This is a genomic window from Massilia aurea (assembly GCF_014200505.1).
Classification (GTDB): Bacteria; Pseudomonadota; Gammaproteobacteria; order Burkholderiales; family Burkholderiaceae_D; genus Telluria; species Telluria aurea_B.
Genome location: NZ_JACHBX010000002.1, coordinates 536,704 through 555,785 on the forward strand (window position 1 = coordinate 536,704; position 19,082 = coordinate 555,785).

The 19,082-nt window shown below is 61.8% G+C and carries 17 protein-coding genes; 12 read left to right on the top strand and 5 right to left on the bottom strand.

What is annotated here, in order from left to right; genetic code table 11:
- Position 1: 1 nt before the first annotated feature.
- The 3 genes from HD842_RS11760 to HD842_RS11770 all read left to right on the top strand — a co-directional run bounded on the left by HD842_RS11760 (position 2) and on the right by HD842_RS11770 (position 2,407).
- Positions 2–1,030 carry an SEL1-like repeat protein gene (locus HD842_RS11760; RefSeq protein ID WP_221290467.1) on the top strand — a complete coding sequence of 343 codons (1,029 nt, stop codon included), beginning with the start codon at positions 2–4 and terminating at the stop codon, positions 1,028–1,030.
- Positions 1,031–1,251: 221 nt separating this feature from the next.
- Complete coding sequence (locus tag HD842_RS11765) at positions 1,252–2,103, top strand: SEL1-like repeat protein (RefSeq protein WP_229424727.1); 852 nt, start codon at positions 1,252–1,254, stop codon at positions 2,101–2,103.
- Positions 2,063–2,407: a PAAR domain-containing protein gene (locus HD842_RS11770; protein ID WP_183554603.1), complete on the top strand. Its 345-nt coding sequence runs from the start codon at positions 2,063–2,065 to the stop codon at positions 2,405–2,407. Before HD842_RS11765 ends, HD842_RS11770 begins: the two co-directional genes overlap by 41 nt.
- Before the next feature lie 231 nt (positions 2,408–2,638).
- Here HD842_RS11770 and HD842_RS11775 read toward each other — a convergent pair whose 3' ends face one another.
- The 5 genes from HD842_RS11775 to HD842_RS11795 form a co-directional block, all read right to left on the bottom strand.
- Positions 2,639–3,094 (bottom strand): hypothetical protein, encoded by a 456-nt coding sequence (locus tag HD842_RS11775; protein WP_183554605.1) that lies wholly within the window; start codon positions 3,092–3,094, stop codon positions 2,639–2,641.
- 427 nt (positions 3,095–3,521) lie between these two features.
- The gene (locus HD842_RS24470; protein ID WP_183554607.1) at positions 3,522–3,731 is read right to left on the bottom strand and encodes a hypothetical protein; all 210 of its coding nucleotides are present in this window, start codon (positions 3,729–3,731) and stop codon (positions 3,522–3,524) included.
- An 86-nt stretch (positions 3,732–3,817) separates the two neighbouring features.
- Positions 3,818–4,024 (bottom strand): hypothetical protein, encoded by a 207-nt coding sequence (locus HD842_RS24475; protein ID WP_183554609.1) that lies wholly within the window; start codon positions 4,022–4,024, stop codon positions 3,818–3,820.
- Between the two features lie 17 nt (positions 4,025–4,041).
- Positions 4,042–5,703, bottom strand: a complete 1,662-nt coding sequence (locus HD842_RS11790) for a methyl-accepting chemotaxis protein (protein ID WP_183554611.1) — start codon at positions 5,701–5,703, stop codon at positions 4,042–4,044.
- A gap of 445 nt (positions 5,704–6,148) precedes the next feature.
- Positions 6,149–7,180 (bottom strand): response regulator, encoded by a 1,032-nt coding sequence (locus HD842_RS11795; RefSeq protein ID WP_183554613.1) that lies wholly within the window; start codon positions 7,178–7,180, stop codon positions 6,149–6,151.
- A 359-nt stretch (positions 7,181–7,539) separates the two neighbouring features.
- Here HD842_RS11795 and HD842_RS11800 point away from each other — a divergent pair, with 359 nt between their 5' ends.
- The 9 genes from HD842_RS11800 (at position 7,540) to HD842_RS11840 (ending at position 19,073) form a co-directional block, all read left to right on the top strand.
- Entirely contained in the window at positions 7,540–8,802 is a 1,263-nt protein-coding gene (locus HD842_RS11800; protein ID WP_183554615.1) for an ABC transporter substrate-binding protein, read from the top strand.
- A 4-nt stretch (positions 8,803–8,806) separates the two neighbouring features.
- A complete protein-coding gene (locus HD842_RS11805; protein ID WP_183554617.1) occupies positions 8,807–9,700 on the top strand; it encodes a carbohydrate ABC transporter permease in 894 nt (297 codons plus the stop codon).
- Positions 9,697–10,527 carry a carbohydrate ABC transporter permease gene (locus HD842_RS11810; protein WP_183554619.1) on the top strand — a complete coding sequence of 277 codons (831 nt, stop codon included), beginning with the start codon at positions 9,697–9,699 and terminating at the stop codon, positions 10,525–10,527. The genes HD842_RS11805 and HD842_RS11810 overlap by 4 nt, the downstream gene beginning before the upstream one ends.
- 5 nt (positions 10,528–10,532) lie before the next feature.
- On the top strand, positions 10,533–11,594 hold the full coding sequence (locus HD842_RS11815; protein WP_183554621.1) for an ABC transporter ATP-binding protein: 1,062 nt from the start codon (positions 10,533–10,535) through the stop codon (positions 11,592–11,594).
- 60 nt (positions 11,595–11,654) lie between these two features.
- Positions 11,655–12,713 (top strand): LacI family DNA-binding transcriptional regulator, encoded by a 1,059-nt coding sequence (locus HD842_RS11820; protein ID WP_183554623.1) that lies wholly within the window; start codon positions 11,655–11,657, stop codon positions 12,711–12,713.
- A 132-nt stretch (positions 12,714–12,845) separates the two neighbouring features.
- On the top strand, positions 12,846–14,210 hold the full coding sequence (locus HD842_RS11825) for a GH1 family beta-glucosidase (protein WP_183554625.1): 1,365 nt from the start codon (positions 12,846–12,848) through the stop codon (positions 14,208–14,210).
- 45 nt (positions 14,211–14,255) lie between these two features.
- Positions 14,256–16,775: a glycoside hydrolase family 3 protein gene (locus HD842_RS11830; RefSeq protein WP_183554627.1), complete on the top strand. Its 2,520-nt coding sequence runs from the start codon at positions 14,256–14,258 to the stop codon at positions 16,773–16,775.
- On the top strand, positions 16,772–17,755 hold the full coding sequence (locus HD842_RS11835) for a glucokinase (RefSeq protein WP_183554629.1): 984 nt from the start codon (positions 16,772–16,774) through the stop codon (positions 17,753–17,755). The genes HD842_RS11830 and HD842_RS11835 overlap by 4 nt, the downstream gene beginning before the upstream one ends.
- Positions 17,756–17,765: 10 nt before the next feature.
- Positions 17,766–19,073: a sugar MFS transporter gene (locus tag HD842_RS11840; RefSeq protein ID WP_183554631.1), complete on the top strand. Its 1,308-nt coding sequence runs from the start codon at positions 17,766–17,768 to the stop codon at positions 19,071–19,073.
- The last annotated feature ends 9 nt before the right edge of the window (positions 19,074–19,082 follow it).

Here is a 19,082-nt window from a genome sequence, read left to right on the forward strand (position 1 = left end):
CATGCGACGCTCGCTTCCCCGCTGGATCTTAATAGCTGGTGCCTCGGTTGTCGTTGCGATTGGTGCCTATTTTTTACAACAACATTTGGAGTACGTGAAGATGCACACGATTCCCACCGGCTTGCAGGCATTCGATGTGAACGGTCCAATACCGACCTGCGGGATGTGGAAGGAAACAATGCCGAAAACCCGCAATCCAGCCGCCTACCGGCTCTACATCGAAGCCCGGAAGCTATGGCGCAGCAAGATTGAGTGGCAGCTGACGCGCCAGGAAGCGCTCAGCATCCTGCTCGACGTGCAGGCCGCTGCGGCCCAGGGCGACTGGGGCGCGCGTGCATTAATGGCCTACTTCCATCGATCAGGCCTCGGCCCACTCGACACCAATCACGTACTTGATCCGGACGCCGACAAATCAGTTGAGATTGTCCGCATGGCCGTCGCGGCTGGCCAAGCCTGGGGATACTACGATCTCGGTGTCGCTCACGAGCATGGATACGGCGGCGCTGTTCAGGATGAACAGATCGCGTGGGCTTATTACCTGAAGGCGGCGGAGCTCGGCAGCCCGGAAGCGCAGATGACACTGGCGAGCGCCTATCTTAAGGTAGAACGCCGCGACGCCGAGGAGGCAATGGTGATGTGTGCCTATAAACAGGGCCATGGTCCTGCAGCCTACGATCTTGGAATGACGGCCAAACTATTCAAGAATTTTGCTGCGGCGCTGGAGTATTACCAAGCTGGGACGAGGTTCGGCAGCAAGGACTCTGCAGTAGTACTGCGACAATTTTTTGACATCGAAAAATGGAGTTCGCGAGACAAAAAAGACCAGATTGCACTGAAAGAATTGGGGATCCTTCCCGATCCTGAGCGCGAACGTCGATATCACCAGATCTTTCAGGCGTTGGATGTTAACCCCGACCTTAAGCTAACTCGCCTTAACCAAGTGCTTCCACTGCCTCCTGCGGAACTACCTGCGTGGAATGGCATCCAGGATGCAATCGAGCCCGAGCCGGACGGCCCGCCGAGTTACTGACGCCATCGCTGCCGCACGTTCACCACGTTCCGAATGCCTATCCAGCTATGCTCTCTCTTCGCCACTGGTTCACTCTTGTTGGCACATCGCTCGCCGCTGTGGTTGGGATCTACGCGTATGCCCAGCACGTCGAGTACGTGAAAATGCACACAATCCCCGCTGGCTTGCAGGCGTTCGATGTAAACGGGCCCATTCCGACCTGTGGCCGGTGGAAGGACACGATGCCGAAAACCCGCGATCCAGCTGCCTACCGCCTGTACATCGAAGCACGCAGGGTGTGGCGCAGCAAGATCGAGTGGCAACTAACGCGCCAGGAGGCGCTCGGCATCCTGCACGACGTGCAGGCCGCGGCGAATCAGGGTGATTGGGGAGCGCAGGCATTGATGGCCTACTTCTACCGGTCAGGCCTTGGCCCGCTCGATACCAACCACGTGCTTGATCCTGACGAGGACAAATCGGTTGAGATCGTCCGCATGGCCGTCGCGGTCGGCCAAGCCTGGGGCTACTACGACCTCGGTGTCGCCCACGAGCACGGATACGGCGGCGCTGCTCAGGATGAACAGATCGCATGGGCCTATTACCTCAAGGCGGCGCAGCTCGGCAGTCCGGAAGCGCAGATGGCCTTGGCTAGTGATTATGTAAAGAACAAACGGTGGGACGCCGAGGAAGCGATGGTAATGTGTGCCTATAAACAAGGCCATGGCCCTGCGGCCTACGATCTTGGAATAAATGCTGACCTTCGCAAGAATTTCGCGGCGGTGCTGGAGTATCAGCAGGCGGGGACAAAGTTTGGGGATAAGCGCTCAGCAGCAGCATTGATGTTTATCTTTGACCCCGAAGAATGGAATTCGCGCGACAAACAGGAGCAGACTGAGCTCAAAGAACTCAATATCCTTCCCGATCCTGAGCGCGAACGTCGGTATCACCAGATCTTTCAGGCGCTGGATGTTAACCCCGACCTTAAGCTAACTCGCCTTAACCAAGTGCTTCCACTGCCTCCTGCGGAACTACCTACATGGAAGGGTATTCAGGATGCAATCGAGCCGGATCCAGAAGGCCCACCGAGCTACTAACCTAACCAGCTCTCGGAAAGAAAAAACGCCGCTAAAAATAATCACGGTTGGCGACAAAACCGATCATGGCGGCACCGTCATCAGCGGATCGCCAGATCATGACATCCATGGGCGTGCGATTGCCCGGCTCGGGGATCAGGTTAATTGCCCGCTGTTCTACCCTGGAGGAAAACCGCACGGGGTAAACAAAATTACTACCGCCGACAAGTCGTTCACCGTTAGCGGGGTCCCGGTCGCCGTAGAGGGGTGTACGACCGAATGTGGATGCAAGCTGATCGGCAGTCTGCCGGCAACCGTTGGCTAGCTCTCCAGCTTATGCATTCAGCTCTCTTAGGAAGCGACGACAAGCAATGCTGCCAATTCCGGTGCTACGACGATTCCAGCTTGTTCGAGTACCCACGCCTCGACCTTCATACGCCAGACTCGCAGCAAACAAGCGGTGGACGGAGGTAGTTCTGCTCACATACGCCTTGCGGCGCGCCCCCTTCCGCAGACGGCTTTATTCTTACGGACAATCCGGTGAATGGCGCGCACGTCATGGACGTCTTGAAGGACAAGGATCCCACCGCCAGTGGCGAGCGTCCTGGTACACATCCCACAGTAAAGGCGGTACCGATCCCACCCCAAGAACGGCCACAGCCAGAAGCACCTGTGCAACTGTGCAAAGAACAGCGTCGGTACGGCGCATTGTTGAAAAGTTGACGAGTGCAAAAATGACCGCTGAAACGCTGAGACCTCCCCCACAAAGCATATGGATCACTTCGCGTCCTGGCCCGTTGCAGCGTTCGTAGAACATTGCATACCAGAGCGTTGGCAGAATCAGGCATGCAGTCGCCACCATGCCGAAGGCAGTTGATCCAAGCGTCGCCTGATAGCGGGCGCGGAGCATGCGCTCCGTGTGGCGAACCAGATAGACGGCGCTCAGTAGCGCCACGATGGATGCAGGAACGACCAGCTGACTGGAAAATACCATCGCCATGGTGATGCCCATATTTGTTTGCTGAGGTTGGCGCCTGGGCGCGAGCTTGGAACAGCAGTAACGTCGACGTCAATATCGCATTATCGAAGCATCGTTCAGGGTGCAATTTGCGTCTGTGCAACTCATCGCGATTCCCCTGACCGAAGTGGAGGTCGTGGTCAACCCGAAAGCTGCCGAAACGTCAATGAAGAAGGAGAAGGTCGCCCGGCAATCCCCCTTTTTTCAAGCGAGCTAAAAGTAGAGATTAAGCGGCAAGGAAAAGTTGCTGTTTTGGTGGAATGCCGCGGGATGACATGTTGGGTTGGTCGTGATTCAGGTCCACAACCACTTGGCTGATCGCAGTCGGTACTGCCAGCGGCAGCGGTTTCTCACGTACAGGAGATGACGCGGTTTGATCCGCAGGTACAGCTCAGGTTCGTGGCAAATTCTGTAGCCGCGCTTATGATTCCATTGGAAGCGGTTCACGTTGCGCAGGTACAGGAAGCACAAACCAAATCCCGGCGCGCTGGTTGTTCATGAGCCGCGGCAGCCAATCGGCAATGACGTTGTATTCCGCATCCAGTTTCGCTTCGTATCGGCAGCAGGTCTGGCTAATGCCAAATGCCTGGCACGCCAGCTTGACCACGGCTGACCGTTCCGTCACGGCCATTGTGCCATCTCCCGCCGTTGAGATGGAGCTACCTTTTTTTTGTGAGCTCCTCATCACCGATTTCGGCCTTCAGGCGCTCCTCGACGTCATCTTCGTAAGGCGCCGGCTTCTCTCTTCCAGCTCCTTCTACGGGCCATCAGCGAGGCATCCATACCGCCAAGCTTGAAACACTCCTTGTAGAACGTGGCGTTGCTGGTGCCGCTTTCGTGGCAGAGCGCCGGCATTGGGTTGCCGGCGTTGGCCTGCCAGAGGATGGCGGTAATCTGGCTGTCGGTAAAGCAGGATGTATTCATGTACAGCGTTCTGTATCTCAAGAAGAAAACTCTACTTCTAATCGCGCTCTTTTTGTGGGGGGATGACCATTAGAACTCCGCTTGCCTGCTCCACCGGTCATATCGCTGCCCCCTGCAACTTTAAATACTGACACCGCCGACACCAGACTATGTGCCTGCTGGTTCAGCGCATCTGCCGCATCGGCCATCTGTTCGACCAATGAAGCGTTTTGCTGGGTGCCGCGATCCAGCGCCATGACTGTATCGCCAACGCTGCTGATGCTCGTGGTCTGCTCACGGGTAGCCGTGCTGATTTCGCTGATCAGCTCGGCAACACTCTTGACTTCGCTGACAATCGCGGTCATTGCCTCACCCGCGTTTGACACCATGCCCGCGCCCGAGCCGATCATGCCGACGCTGTCAACAATCAGTACTTTGATTTCTTTGGCCGCTTGTGCGCTGCGTTGCGCCAATGCGCGAACCTCACTCGCCACAACCGCAAAACCCCTGCCCTGCTCACCCGCACGGGCCGCCTCGACTGCTGCGTTCAACGCAAGGATGTTGGTCTGGAAGGCGATTCCGTCAATCACCGAAATGATGTCTTCGATCTTCTTGGAGCTTGCCGTGATTTTTTGCATGGTGATGACGACCTCATCGACCATAGTGCCGCCGTTTTCAGCAGCGGCGCGCGCACTCAAGGCCAGATCACTGGCACGGGCTGCCGTGTCGGCATTGACCCGGATGGTCCCGGTGATTTTCTCCATCGCGTTTGCGCTTTCCTGCAACTGCTTTGCCTGCTCCAGAGTCCGCGCCGATAAATCTTTATTTCGATCAGCGATCTCCGTTGAACCACACTCGATCGTATCGGAGGAACGACGCACACTATGTACGATCGTTGCCAATGATTGCTGCATCTCCCCAAGTGACGCCATGACGCTGTTTGCCGGCGCGGTCGCGGCTTCCGGTAACGTACCCAGGTCGCCGGACCGGACCTGATTCGCGGCTTTTCTCAAGTCGTGCGGATCGGCGCCCAAAGAGCGATGCAAGCTGCGCTTTATCAAACGTGAAAGGGCAATCGCCGTGACAACGGCAACCAGCGACACGCAGATCAACAACAAACGCTTGGCGCGGAATTTCTCAGCTGATTTCTGGATTTCACCTTCTGCGGAGCTGGCGATCAATTTTGCATATTCGCCCACCGTGGCAATCAGCTGTTTCAACAACGGCTGACACTCGGCATTCATTTTTTCAGTCGCTTCAGATTTCTTTCCGTTTAGTGCCATCTCGACGATCGACAGCGCGATCGGGCCATAACGCTGCTCGATACTGACCAATTCTTCGTAGAGTTGATGCTCTCTTGGCGTTGCCTTGTTATCCAGATCAAGCAATTTTTTGAGCAGCGCCATACGGTCTTTGACGCGCTCATGGGCGGCCATCACTGCCGCCTTTTCTGCAGCGATGTCGGCAGGCGCATTCAATAAAATAAGGTTGCGCGCTGCGATTGCCCTTGCGCTCACTGCCGACCTGACATCACGTGCAACGCTGCCGCGATTGAACTCATCACCAACAAACCCGTCAAAGTTGGATTGGGCTTCACTCAAGCTGAATACTGCGAGCGCAGATATGGCCACAATAATTGAGACGAGCGTCGCAAAAGCGATGGTCAGTTGTCGACTAAGACGTTGATTAAAAAAGTACATGATGACCCCGAATTAAAAAGTACCACGCTGTCGGGTGTTTATTCCCCTACAGGAATGACATCGATCGACAGGCCGATTTTATGTTCGTGAAACCAGAGCGTTTTAGGAACTTGTCAAATTAGAAGAAACATTAGAAAGCCGGCATGAAACAAACGCTCGGCGTTCCCAATGAATTTCCAACAGGGCGCAGATTTGGATAGACGCTGCGATTGCAGCAGATACGAAAAAGCACTCGTGGCATCAATGTCCCAGCGCGTGAATGTCAGCGATGACGATGTCCCAAGCTTATCTCAATTTCTCACGGGAAAGTTTCACCGGAACATCATTAGCTTGGCGCGCTGTAGCAAAAGCCAGACAAATGCGGTTCAGTGTTGGACGTTATCCTCAGTGGCTCTCAGTGGCGACCACGCCATGTGTTTCGTCACCATGTTCAAAAAGCCCGTCTTCAACATGTGCTTTTTTTCTGGATCAGCCGCGACGCACCATCCAGTTCACCATCCCGCGCATCCCACGTCTGCTGTATGTCGAGCAACTCCGGCAGCGTCCTGTGAAACACTGCCACCAGCGCCGGATCGAAATCCGTCCCTGATCGGCCATCCACATAGGCCACGATTTTGTCGACAGGCCACGCTTCCTTGTACGGGCGCTGCATGCTCAGGGCATCGAACACGTCGGCGAGCGCCACCAGGCGCGCCGATTGGGGGATGGCCTCGCCAGTCAGGCCGGCCGGATAGCCGCTGCCATCCCACTTCTCGTGGTGGTACAACGCCACTTCGGCGGCGAGCTGGAACACCTGCGCGGCGCTTTTGCTCAGGATGTCGTAGCCGATCTGTGGATGGGTTTTCATGATGGCCCACTCGGCCTCGTCCAATGGACCGGGTTTGCGCAGAATCGACTGGGGAATCCCTATTTTGCCGGTGTCATGCATCGGCGCGGCCAGTTCGAGCTGCTCGCTGTCTTCGGCGCTCCACCCTGCTCCTTTGGCAAGCGCCTTTGCATAGGCGGCCATGCGCCAGATATGCGCACCGGTATCGGTATCGTTGAAATGCCCTGCCTGACCCAGCATCGAGATGGCCTCGCGGTAACTCCTGGCCAGCAATTCCGCCCGCACCTGGGACAGATGGCTGGCGACCCGCGCGCGCACGATCGGCGGCGACACGGGTTTCGTAATGTAGTCGACCCCGCCCGCAAAGAACCCGGCGGCTTCATTCACGGGGTCGGCGTAGGACGTCACGAAAATGACCTGGATAGTCCCGGTCGTATCGCTCTGCTTGATTTTCAGGCAGAGGTCGTAGCCGTTGATATCTGGCAGGCCGATGTCCAGCAACACCATGGCTGGCCGATGCTTGTGCAGCGCCGCCATTGTTTCGGCGCCGTTGCGGGCAAACACCAAGGTGTAGTCATCGCTGAGCACCTTGCGCATCATGGCCAGGTTGGCGGGCTCATCGTCGACAAGTAAAATGGTCGGGCGACTCATGGGTTACTGCCATGCGCAAAGGCCAGCGCAGTCGATATTGCGCCGGCGAGTCGAACCAACAGACCTGCTCGATCAACGTGGGTGCCGGGGTGTCGTTCACGTGGAAATATTCTTGAATTTCTCAACATGCCTCCGAAGCGTCGTGCAACTGCCAGGTGCGGCAACCACCTTTTCCGCCGCTTGAAATATTAACTATTACTCTACACGAGGAAGAAAACCATGTGCGTTTTTTCCGATTCGATCGCTGCCCCAATCCGCAAGTTTAGTTTGACCGTCAATTGACCCGATGCTATAGTCGGGCAAAGCCAATGGTAACGTTTCCAACGTGCCAAAAAAACATGGCACTGAACGGAGACAAGATGGTCAAATCCCGCAACCTGGCAGCAGCCTGCGCATGGTTGTGCGCCGCTGCAGGTGCGCTGAGTATCGTGCTCGGTAGCGCGCCAGCCAGTGCGGCCGCACCGAAAGCAGAAGTCATCCACTGGTGGACCTCCGGCGGCGAATCGAACGCCGTCAAGCAGGTCGCCCAGGCGTTTCGCAATGCCGGCGGCGTGTGGGTCGACAGCGCCATCGCGGGCGGCGACCAGTCGCGCGCCGTCACCATCAACCGCATCATCGGCGGCAATCCGCCGACCGCTGCGCAGTTCAACACCTCCAGGCAGTTCACCGATGTCATCGAGCAGAATATGCTCAACAACGTCGACGCTGTCGCCAAGGCTCAGGACTGGGACCGCATCCTGCCCGAGCCGCTGATCGACGTCATCAAGCACGATGGCCACTACTACGCGGTGCCACTCAATATCCACATGCAGACGTGGATCTGGTACTCGAAAGCCGCCTTCAAGAAGGCCGGCATCACGCGTGAACCGGCGAGCATGCCGGAACTCTTCGCCGCGCTCGACAAACTCAAGGCCGCGGGTCTGATCCCGCTGGCCCACGGCGGCCAGTCGTGGCAGGAGACCGTGCTGTTCTCGGCTTTACTCGCCAATATCGGCGGGCGCGATCTGTACCTGAAAGTGATTCGCGACCGCGACCAGGCCACGATCCTCTCGCCCGCCTTTCGCGACGTGCTGCTGGCCTTCAAGCGCATGAAATCGTACGTCGATCCCGGCGCGCCGGGCCGCAACTGGAATGACGCCACCGCGCTGGTCATCAGTGGCCGTGCAGGCTTCCAGGTGATGGGCGACTGGGCCAAGGGCGAATTCACCAACGCCGGCCAGCTGCCCGGCAAGCACTATGGCTGCATCGCCGGCCTCAAGCCCGACACGCCCTACCTGATGCAGGGCGACGTCTTCGTTTTCCCGCGCACCGACAAGCCGGACGCCATCAAGGCCCAGCAACTGCTGGCACAAGTCGTCTCGCAGCCCGCATTGCAGATCGCCTTCAGCAAGCTGAAAGGCTCGATCCCCGTGCGCCTGGATGCCCAGTCCAATGAGCTCGACCTGTGCGCGCAAAAGGGCGTTGCCATCATCAAGGACCGCACGCGCCAGGTCGGCGTGACCGAGGTCTATCTGACGCCCGACCAGAACGGCGCGATGCAGGACATCCTGACCGCGTACTGGAATATGGACACGCGCGTCGAGAAGGTCCAGCGCAGCATTGCCCGCGCCTTGAAGTACTGACGCCATGCACGCATCCCGACTCTCCCGGCACCTCAGTCCCCATATCGCCCTGCTGCCAATGGCGCTGACGGTGCTGCTGGCTTACGTCGGCGGCGCGCTTTGGACCCTGCGTACGTCGTTCACCGCGTCGCGCACCTTCCCGTCCGATAAATTCATCGGCGTGGCGCAGTACGTGCGCCTGTTCGACAACGAGCGCTGGCTGCTGTCGCTCCATAACCTGGCCATCTACGGCGCGGTATTCATCGTCGCCTGCATGGTCATCGGTTTTTTGCTGGCCGTGTTCATCGACCAGAACGTCAAGGGTGAAGGCCTGCTGCGCACGGTGTTCCTGTATCCGTATGCGATGTCGTTCATCGCCACAGGCCTCGTGTGGCAATGGCTGCTGGCGCCCGGCAGCGGCATCGAAGGCGCCGTGCGCCAGCTGGGCTTTCCCGGTTTTTCGTTCGACTGGATCGTGCACCAGGACCTGGTGATCTACACCGTCGTCATCGCCACCGTATGGCAGGCTTCGGGGCTGGTCATGGCGCTGATGCTGGCCGGCCTGCGCGGTATCGATCCCGAGATTTACAAGGCTGCGCGCCTGGATGGCATTCCGGCCTGGCGCGTGTACCTGCAGATCGTGCTGCCGATGCTCGGCCCCACCGTGGCGACCGTATTCCTGCTGCTCTCGACCGCCGTCGTCAAGCTGTTCGACGCCGTGGTCGCAATGACGCAGGGCGGGCCCGGCATCGCCAGCGAAGTGCCGGCCAAGTTCATCATGGACCACTTGTTCCTGCGCTCGAACATCGGCCTGGCATCGGCCGGCGCCGTGACGCTGCTGGTGCCGGTGCTGGCCCTGCTCGCACCGTATGCGTATGCGCGCAGCCGACGCGCGCGCTTGAACGGCGGGCACGCATGACAGCGCGCCTCTCGCCGGCCCGCATCGGCATCTACGCTTTTTTGCTGAGCGCCGCGCTGTTCTTTTTGCTGCCGCTGTACGTCATGGTCATCACGTCGTTCAAGCCGATGGCCGAGATCAGGATGGGCAATGTATTCGCCCTGCCCGGCGTAGCCACGCTGGACCCGTGGCGTGCAGCCTGGGGCGCGGTCAGCCAGGGCTTCTGGAATTCGGTGGCGATCGCCGTACCCAGCACCGTGATCCCGATCCTGCTGGGCGCGATCAACGGTTATGCGCTGTCGTTCTGGCGCCCGCGTGGCGCGAACCTGCTGTTTGGCGTGCTGCTGGCCGGCGCCTTCATTCCGGTGCAGGTCATGATTTATCCGCTGGTGTGGATGATGGCGCATGCCGGCGTCTTCGGCTCGCTGCCGGCAATCGTCGTCGTGCACGTCATCTTCGGCATGCCGCTCATGACACTGCTGTTCCGCAATTACTATGCGTCGGTGCCGCACGAGTTGTTCCAGGCCGCGCGCATCGATGGCGGCGGTTTCTGGCGCATCTTCTTGCAGGTGATGCTGCCGATGTCGTTGCCGATCATCGTGGTCGCTGCGATCATGCAGGTCACGGGTGTCTGGAACGATTACATCCTGGGCCTGGTGTTCGCTGGCCGCGAGAACCTGCCGATGACGGTGCAGCTCAATAACGTGATCAACACCACCACCGGCACCCGCATGTACAACGTGAACATGGCCGCCACCATCCTGACGGCCGCCGTGCCGCTGGTGATCTACTTCATCTCCGGACGCTGGTTCGTGCGCGGTATCGCCGCCGGCGCCGTGAAAGGCTGACCCTCATGTCGAATGTCCATCTGCGCAAACTGTGCATCACCCGCGGCAACAACGAGATCATCCGCGACCTCGATCTGGAGATCGCGCCGGGTGAATTTCTCGTGCTGCTCGGCCCATCGGGCTGCGGCAAGTCCACGCTCCTGCACAGCATTGCGGGCCTGATCGATGTCTCGGGCGGCGCCATCGAAATCGGCGGGCGCGACATGAGCCACGCCGATCCAAGCGAGCGCGGGATCGGCATGGTGTTCCAGTCGTACGCGCTGTATCCGACGATGACGGTCGAGAAGAACATGTCGTTCGGCCTGCGCATCGCCGGCACGCCTAAGGCCGAAGTGACGCGCCGCGTGCGCCACACGGCCGAGATGCTGCAGCTGGGCGCCCTGCTCGATCGCAAGCCGGCGCAGCTCTCCGGTGGCCAGCGCCAGCGCGTCGCGATCGGGCGCGCGCTGGTGCGCGAAGCGGGCGTTTACCTGTTCGACGAGCCGCTGTCGAACCTGGACGCCAAGCTGCGCGCCGAACTGCGGCGCGAACTCAAGCTGCTGCACCAGCGCCTGGGTTCGACGATGATCTACGTGACGCACGACCAGGCCGAGGCAATGACGCTGGCCACGCGCATCGTCGTGATGCAGGGTGGTCGCATACAGCAGATCGGTACCCCGGCGGAGGTGTACGAGACGCCGGCAAACCGCTTCGTGGCGGGCTTTCTCGGTTCGCCGTCGATGAATTTTATTGACGGCAGCATCGATGCGGCCGGGCGCTTCAGCGCCGGCGCGGTCACGCTGCAGCTGGCGCGCCCCGTCGCGGCGGGCGCCGTGACGCTGGCCGCGCGTCCAGAACATCTCCGGATCGACGAGCATAGCCCCCTGCAGGCCAGCGTCACGCTGGTCGAGCCGATGGGCAATCACCAGGTGGTGTGGCTCGACTGCGCCGGCCAGGCATTGTCCGCCATCGTGCACGATGCGCGGCCGCTGGCAGCCGGCCAGTCGGTGCGTTTCGCGATCGATGCGGACAGGGTGTCATTGTTCGAGCAGTCCAGCGGCAATCGCCTGCAATCAGGGATGCCATAGTCAGATGAATACAGTATGCTTGGCGGTTATTTTGATCCACTCATCGAACAGGAATCGCACGTGGCGACAATCAAGGACGTAGCGCGGCTGGCCGGCGTCGGTCTCGGCACCGCCTCGCGCGTGGTCAGCGGCAAAGGCTCGGTCTCGCCCGCCACGCTCGAGCGCGTGCGCAAGGCGATCGACGAACTGGGTTTTCGCCCGTCGCACGCGGCGCGCGCCCTGCTGTCCGGCACCAGCCGGATGGTCGGCGTCTATATCCCGGTATTGTCAGGCACCTTCTACACGCCGATCCTGCAGATCATCGATACCGAACTGCGCGCCGCCGGCCTGCACATGGTGGTGGCCTTCGGCGTGGGCCTGGGCGACGCGCGCAACCAGGCCATCGAAGGCATCGAATTCTTGATCGAGCGCGGCTGCGATGGCCTGATCATGATGACCAGCGCGCTGACCGATGACGACATCGCCGCGCTGGGCGCCAAGCGCCGCACGATCGTCTCGCTCAACCACGATTTCGCCGACCTGCCCGGCCAGTGCTTCACGGTCGACCATGCGCTGGGCGGCCGCCTCGCGGCGCGCGCGCTGCTCGACCATGGCCACCGCGACATCGCCGTCATCGCCGGCCCGAATGCACTGGTCGACAACGTGGCGCGTGTCGATGGCTTCATGCACGAACTGCTGGCCGAAGGCCTCGATACCGACAAGGTCTGGATCGCCGAAAGTGATTTTTCGCCGCAGGGCGGCTGGCTGGCAGCCAAGGCGCTGGTCGAATCGAAGACGCCGTGCACGGCGCTGTTCTGCGCCAACGACGAGATGGCGGTGGGCGCGCTGTCGTACTTCCAGGAAGCCGGCATCAGCGTGCCGCGCGACCTGTCGGTGATCGGCTACGACGACACGCCCAGCGCCGAATTCGCGGCGCCGCGCCTGACGTCGGTGCACATGCCATGGCGCGAGATGACGCTGGCCGGCATCAACGCCCTGCTCAATCGCTGCTATGACCTGGGCCGCCCGGTGGCGCGTACGTTCCCCGTCAGCGTGACGATGCGCGCATCGCTGGCCAGGGCCGCAGGCAGCAAGGCCAAACCCAAAGCCAAGGCCAAACACGAGGGCAAGAAAACATGATATCGCTGGCCCAGCCAGCACCGGCCGCGCGCGGCCATTTTTTTGGACACGAACTGGAAAGCTTTCCAAATGACTTGGATGTTTTCCCGAAAATTTTCATTCAGACCTTATTGACCAGATAGAGCGAAACCCATGACCACTGCCAACCGCCCCGAGCCACAAGCGCCGCAGCGCAGCGATTTTGCCCGCGATTTTTTGTGGGGCTGCGCCACATCGTCCTACCAGATCGAAGGCGCCGGCCGCGACGACGGCCGCGTGGAATCGATCTGGGACCGCTTCGCCGCCACGCCCGGCACCATCCGCGACGGCTCCAACGGCCTGGTCGCGTGCGACCATTACCACCGCTGGCCGGAAGACTTCGACATCGCGCGCGGCATGGGCCTGAACGCCTACCGCTTCTCGATCGCCTGGCCGCGCATCTTTAGCGAAGGCGGGGGCGCACCGAACCAGAAGGGCCTGGATTTCTATTCGCGCCTGGTCGACGGCATGCTCGAACGGGGCCTGCAGCCATGGGCCACGCTGTACCACTGGGACTTGCCGCAAACACTGCAGGATGCGGGCGGCTGGGAAGACCGGGCGACGATCGATGCTTTCCTTGCCTACACCGACGCCATGACGCGCACGCTGGGCGACCGCGTCAAGCACTGGATCACGCACAACGAGCCATGGTGCACGGCGATCATCGGCAACTTCGAAGGCTGGCATGCGCCCGGAAAAACCGACCTGAAGGCCGCGCTGCAGGTCGCGCACAATGTGCTCGTCTCGCACGGCAAGGCAGTACCGCTGATCCGCGCGAATGTGCCGGATGCGCAGGTCGGCATGGCCGTCAGCCTGCACCCACTGCGCGCGGCGAGCGACAGCGCCGAGGACATTGCGGCCAAAGAGCGCCACGACGGCCTGCGCTACCGCTGGTTCCTCGACCCGCTGTTCGGCCGTGGCTATCCTGAAGCCACGCTCGCGCAGGTCGGCGCTGCCGCGCCCGACGTCGCGCCGGGCGACATGGACGCCATCGCGGTCAAGACCGATTTCATGGGCGTGAATTACTACTTCCCCGAAACCGTCGCGCATGCCGCCGGCCACGCGCCGCTGGAGACCAAGGTGCTGCCGCCCACCGAAGGCGAGATCACCGCGATGGGCTGGCCCGTGGTGCCCGAAGGCCTGGCCGAACTCCTGCTGCGCATCGAGAACGACTATCACCCGGGCCCGATGTACGTGACCGAAAACGGTTCGGCCTTTGACGACGTGGTGGGCGCCGACGGCGAGATCGACGATGAGCAGCGCCGCCATTACCTGATGCGCCACCTGGCCTCGCTCAAGGCCGCGATCGACGGCGGCGCGCCGGTGAAAGGCTACTTCGCCTGGAGCCTGCTCGACAACTTCGAGTGGGCCGAAGGTTATCTGAAGCGCTTCGGCCTCGTGCACATCGATTACGCTACGCAGCAACGCCGCCTCAAGAGCAGCGGCAAATGGTACGGCGCGTTCCTGCGTCAGGCATGAATTCCAATGCATGAATCCCTATAACGACAACGAACGAGACAAACCATGACAGCCACGCTTCGCCCTTCCCTGCTCGCCCTTGCGATCGCCCTTGCCTTGCCTGCCTTCGCGCATGCCGCCCCGGTCGACACCAATCTGGCCGACTGGCCGCGCGTGACCAGCGCGATCAAGAAGGACGCCGCGCTCGAGAAGCGCGTCCAGGAGATCGTCAGCAAGATGACGCTGGCCCAGAAGATCGGCCAGATGACGCAGCCCGAGATCAAGACGGCCACGCCGGCGGACGTGACCAAGTACTACCTTGGCTCGGTGCTCAATGGCGGCGGCAGCTGGCCGAACGGGAACAAGGCAGCGAGCGCGAAGGAATGGCTGGCACTGGCGCAGGCGTACCACGACGCATCGATGAAGACCGACATGGCGATCAAGGTGCCGGTCGTGTGGGGCACCGACGCGGTCCATGGCCACAACAACGTGCCGGGGGCCACGCTGTTCCCGCACAATATCGGGCTGGGCGCGGCGCGTAACCCAAAGCTGATGCGCGAGATTGGCGCGGCCACCGCGAAGGCCGTGCGCGCGACCGGCATTGCCTGGGTGTTCGGCCCGACGCTGGCCGTCGTGCGCGACGATCGCTGGGGCCGCACCTATGAAAGCTACGCCGAGCATCCGGAAGTCGTGCGCAGCTACGCGGGCGAATACGTCAAAGGCATGCAGGGCGCGTTCAAGGATGATGCCAACACCATTGCGACGGCCAAGCACTTCATCGGCGACGGTGGCACGAAGAACGGCAAGGACCGCGGCGTGACCGAGGCCAGCGCCGTTGACCTGATCAACATCCATGGCGCCGGCTACGTCCCGGCACTGACCGCGGGCGCGCAGACCGTGATGTCGTCGTTTAACAGCTGGACCGATACGGCGGCCGGCGTCGAGCATGGCAAGCTGCATGGCAGCAAAGTGGCGCTCACCGACATCCTCAAGAACAAGATGGGCTTCGATGGCTTTGTCGTCACCGACTGGAACGGGATCGGCGAAGTGAAAGGCTGCCGCAACGACAGCTGCGCCCAGGCGGTCAACGCCGGCAATGACATGTTCATGGTGCCGGACGACTGGAAGGCCTTCATCGCCAACACGATCAAACAGGTCGAGTCGGGCGAGATCCCGATGGCGCGCATCGACGACGCCGTGACCCGCATCATCCGCGTCAAGCTGCGCGCCGGCCTGTTCGACAAGAGCCCGGCCCAGAATGCGTATGCCGGCAAGGACGATGCGATGCAGGCACGCGCGCTGGCGCGCCAGGCCGTGCGCGAGTCGCTCGTGCTGCTCAAGAACGAAGGCCCGGCCCTGCCCTTAAAGCGTGGCCAGAAAATCCTCGTCGTGGGCAAGAGCGCCGACGAGCTGTCGAACCAGAGCGGCGGCTGGTCGATCACGTGGCAGGGCACCGCCACCACGAATGCCGATTTCAAGAACGCCGACACGATCCTGACCGGTATTCGCGATGCGGCCGGCAGCGACAATGTCCGCTTCAGCATCGATGCGAAAGACGTCGATGTGACGCAATTTGATGCCGTCATTGCCGTGATCGGCGAGCGCCCGTATGCGGAAGGCGATGGCGACATCCACCCATCCGGCACGCTGCGCCACAGCAGCCGCTATCCGGAAGACCTGGCCGTGCTGCAGGCGGTGGCCGGCAAGGGCAAACCCGTGATTACCGTGATGGTCACGGGCCGGCCGGTGTACGGCAACGACCTGCTGAATCTGTCGGACACCTTCATCTCGGCCTGGCTGCCGGGTTCCGAGGGCAAGGGCGTGTCGGACCTGTTGATCGCAGGCGGCAAGCGCTACGACTTCCGCGGCACGCTGCCATTCTCGTGGCCGAATTCGGCCTGCCAGGTCAAGCTCAACGTCGGCGACAAGGAGTACGCACCGCTGTTCGCCTACGGCTACGGCCTGAAGGCAGGCACGCGCTCCAAGCTCGGCAAGCTCGATGAAACGATTCCGCAAGGCGGCTGCAGCGCTGGCAATACCTTCCCTGTGTTCAGCCAGGCCGACCGCACCAGCTTCCCGCTGGCGATCCGCAGCGGCGGGCAAACCACGGTGCTGGGCGCCGACCTGAATGCGAGCTTCACGCTGCCGGGCATTGTCGTGACGACCGCGCAGGTCAACACCCAGCAGGATGCCAAGATGGGCGCCTGGACCGGGCCAGCCATGCTGGAAGCACGCGGTGCGCGCGCCATGGTCGTGCCGGCAGCGGCGGCGAAGGATGGCGCGCTGCGCTTTGACACCATGGTCGCCAAGGCGCCCACCGGCAAGGTGATGCTCGCGATGCGCCAGGGCGCGAACGACACGGCGCTCGATGCCACGAGCCTGTTCAAGCGCCTGGCCGACGGCGGCAAGCACACGGTCTCGATCCCACTCGCCTGCTTCCAGGCCAAGGGGCTGGACCTGACCAAGGTCGATACGCCGTTCAGCGTGACCAGCGACGGCCCGTTCACCGCGGCCTTCGCGAACATTGAGATCGCCGGTGGCGCTGCGAAAGAGGCCGATGCCGTACGCTGCGAGGACCTGAAATGACGTTAGAGGTGACGCACGGCCTGCGCCTGCTGGCCGACATCGGCGGCACCAATGCGCGCTTCGCGCTGCAGTCCGATCCGGCTGGCGGCTTCGATGATGTCGAAGTGCTGACCGGCGCCAGTTACCTGACGCTGGGCGACGCGATCCGCGCCTACCTCGACGGCGCCCGCGCGCGCGGGATGGCAGTCGACAGCGTGCGCCATGCGGCGCTGGCGATTGCCAATCCGGTCGAGGGCGACGAGATCCGGATGACCAATCACCACTGGGCCTTTTCGATCGAGGCGCTGCGGCAGGAACTGGGCTTGACCACGCTGTTGATGGTCAACGACTTCGCGGCGCTGGCGATGGCTCTGCCGCACCTGCCGCCATCCGGACGCCAGCGCATCGGCGGCGGCATCGAGCTGCCCAACCGGACGATCGGTCTGATCGGCCCGGGCACGGGCCTGGGTGTTTCGGGCGTGGTGCCAGCCGGCGGGCGCTGGATTGCGCTGTCGGGCGAAGGGGGCCACGTGAGCTTCGCCCCGGTCAACCGGGACGAGGTGGCGATCCTCGAAGCCCTGTGGAGCGAGTATGGCCACGTCTCGGCCGAGCGCCTGCTGTCCGGCATGGGACTGGAGCTGATCCACTGGGCGCGCACCAGCCGGCGCCTGAAGGCGGCCGACATCACCACGGCGGCCCTCGATGGTTCGTGCCTTGAGTGCCAGGGCTCGGTGCGGGTGTTCTGCGCGATCCTTGGCAGCGTGGCTGGCAATGTCGCGCTCACGCTCGGGGCGACCGGCGGCATGTATATCGGCGGCGGCATCGTGCCGCGCCTGGGCGTGCTGTTCGAGCAATCGGCGTTTCGCGCGCGCTTCGAAGACAAGGGCCGCCTGGGCGATTATCTCGCGCGCATCCCGACCTACTTGATTACTGAACAATATCCCGCCTTGCGCGGCGTTTCGGCTATGCTGTCGGATCAAATTTTTTGTCTGCACCAATAACGGAGAGACCATGCAGAATCCCATCCAGACCCCAACCGTGGCCAGTGCAGCGACGGACGGCGAACGCAATACGCATACCGGGGCGCTGTTCATCGTCACCATCCTGTTCTTCATGTGGGGCCTGATCACGTCACTCAACGACGTCCTGATCCCGCACCTGAAATCGATCTACACCCTCACCTATATGCAGGCGATGCTGGTGCAGCTGTGCTTCTTCGGTGCCTACGTCGTCGTCTCGCTGCCGGCCGGCGCGCTGATTCGCCGCCTCGGTTACCAGAACGGCGCCGTCGCCGGCCTGCTGGTCGCGGCCACCGGCTGCGCACTGTTCTATCCGGCGTCGAACGGCGGCTACGGCCTGTTCCTGTTCGCGCTGTTCGTGCTGGCCAGCGGGATCACGATCCTGCAGGTCGCGGCCAACCCGTACGTCACCGTCCTTGGCCCTGCGCGCACCGCCGCCAGCCGCCTGACGCTCACGCAAGCCTTCAATTCGCTCGGCACCACGGTGGCGCCAACGCTGGGAGGCTTGTTGATCCTGTCGACGGTGGCGCTGTCGGCCGACCAGCTGGCGCTGCTGCCGGAAGCCGATCGGATCGCGCACCGCGCGGCCGAAGCGGCTGCCGTGCAGGGCCCGTACCTGGGCCTGGCCGCGGCGCTCGCGCTGCTGGCCGTGCTGTTCGCACTGGCGCGCCTGCCGAAGATCGAATTCCAGGACACCACCACCGCCGCCGTCGACGGCAAGGGTGGCGCGATGGCCTACCGCCACCTGGTGCTCGGCGCGCTGGGCATCTTCCTGTATGTGGGCGCTGAAGTCAGTATCGGCAGCTTCCTGATCAACTTCATCGGCGAGCCGCACATTGCCGGGCTGTCGCATGCCGACGCGGCCCGCTACGTCAGCCTGTACTGGGGCGGCGCGCTGGTGGGCCGCTTTATCGGCTTTGCGGTGATGCGCTACGTCAGCCCGGGCAAGTCGCTGGCCGTGACCGCACTCGGTTCGATGGCGCTGGTGCTCACCGCGATCTTCACCGATGGCAGCCTGGCGATGTGGGCGATCATCGCCGTAGGCCTGTGCAACTCGATCATGTTCCCGACCATCTTCAGCATGGCGCTGCACGGCCTGGGCAAGTTCACGGGCCAGGGTTCGGGCATCCTGTGCATGGCCATCGTCGGTGGCGCGATCGTCCCGTTCATCCAGGGCATCCTGGCCGACAGCATCGGCCTGCAGATCTCGTTCCTGGTGCCGGCAGCCTGCTACCTGTTCATCCTGTACTACGGCGTCAAGTACGCCGATCTGCACAAGCAGAAGGTGGTGACGGAATAAACGTCGCCG

What these genes read in the sequence shown, in the direction of transcription:
- HD842_RS11760 (WP_221290467.1), top strand. Translation starts at nt 2, where the DNA reads ATGCGACGCTCGCTTCCCCGCTGGATCTTAATAGCTGGTGCCTCGGTT.
- HD842_RS11805 (WP_183554617.1), top strand. Translation starts at nt 8,807, where the DNA reads ATGCACGCATCCCGACTCTCCCGGCACCTCAGTCCCCATATCGCCCTG.
- HD842_RS24475 (WP_183554609.1), bottom strand. Translation starts at nt 4,024, where the DNA reads ATGAATACATCCTGCTTTACCGACAGCCAGATTACCGCCATCCTCTGG.
- HD842_RS11815 (WP_183554621.1), top strand. Translation starts at nt 10,533, where the DNA reads ATGTCGAATGTCCATCTGCGCAAACTGTGCATCACCCGCGGCAACAAC.
- HD842_RS11790 (WP_183554611.1), bottom strand. Translation starts at nt 5,703, where the DNA reads ATGTACTTTTTTAATCAACGTCTTAGTCGACAACTGACCATCGCTTTT.
- HD842_RS11835 (WP_183554629.1), top strand. Translation starts at nt 16,772, where the DNA reads ATGACGTTAGAGGTGACGCACGGCCTGCGCCTGCTGGCCGACATCGGC.
- HD842_RS11795 (WP_183554613.1), bottom strand. Translation starts at nt 7,180, where the DNA reads ATGAGTCGCCCGACCATTTTACTTGTCGACGATGAGCCCGCCAACCTG.
- HD842_RS24470 (WP_183554607.1), bottom strand. Translation starts at nt 3,731, where the DNA reads ATGGCCGTGACGGAACGGTCAGCCGTGGTCAAGCTGGCGTGCCAGGCA.
- HD842_RS11770 (WP_183554603.1), top strand. Translation starts at nt 2,063, where the DNA reads ATGCAATCGAGCCGGATCCAGAAGGCCCACCGAGCTACTAACCTAACC.
- HD842_RS11800 (WP_183554615.1), top strand. Translation starts at nt 7,540, where the DNA reads ATGGTCAAATCCCGCAACCTGGCAGCAGCCTGCGCATGGTTGTGCGCC.
- HD842_RS11775 (WP_183554605.1), bottom strand. Translation starts at nt 3,094, where the DNA reads ATGGGCATCACCATGGCGATGGTATTTTCCAGTCAGCTGGTCGTTCCT.
- HD842_RS11840 (WP_183554631.1), top strand. Translation starts at nt 17,766, where the DNA reads ATGCAGAATCCCATCCAGACCCCAACCGTGGCCAGTGCAGCGACGGAC.
- HD842_RS11765 (WP_229424727.1), top strand. Translation starts at nt 1,252, where the DNA reads ATGCCGAAAACCCGCGATCCAGCTGCCTACCGCCTGTACATCGAAGCA.
- HD842_RS11830 (WP_183554627.1), top strand. Translation starts at nt 14,256, where the DNA reads ATGACAGCCACGCTTCGCCCTTCCCTGCTCGCCCTTGCGATCGCCCTT.
- HD842_RS11810 (WP_183554619.1), top strand. Translation starts at nt 9,697, where the DNA reads ATGACAGCGCGCCTCTCGCCGGCCCGCATCGGCATCTACGCTTTTTTG.
- HD842_RS11825 (WP_183554625.1), top strand. Translation starts at nt 12,846, where the DNA reads ATGACCACTGCCAACCGCCCCGAGCCACAAGCGCCGCAGCGCAGCGAT.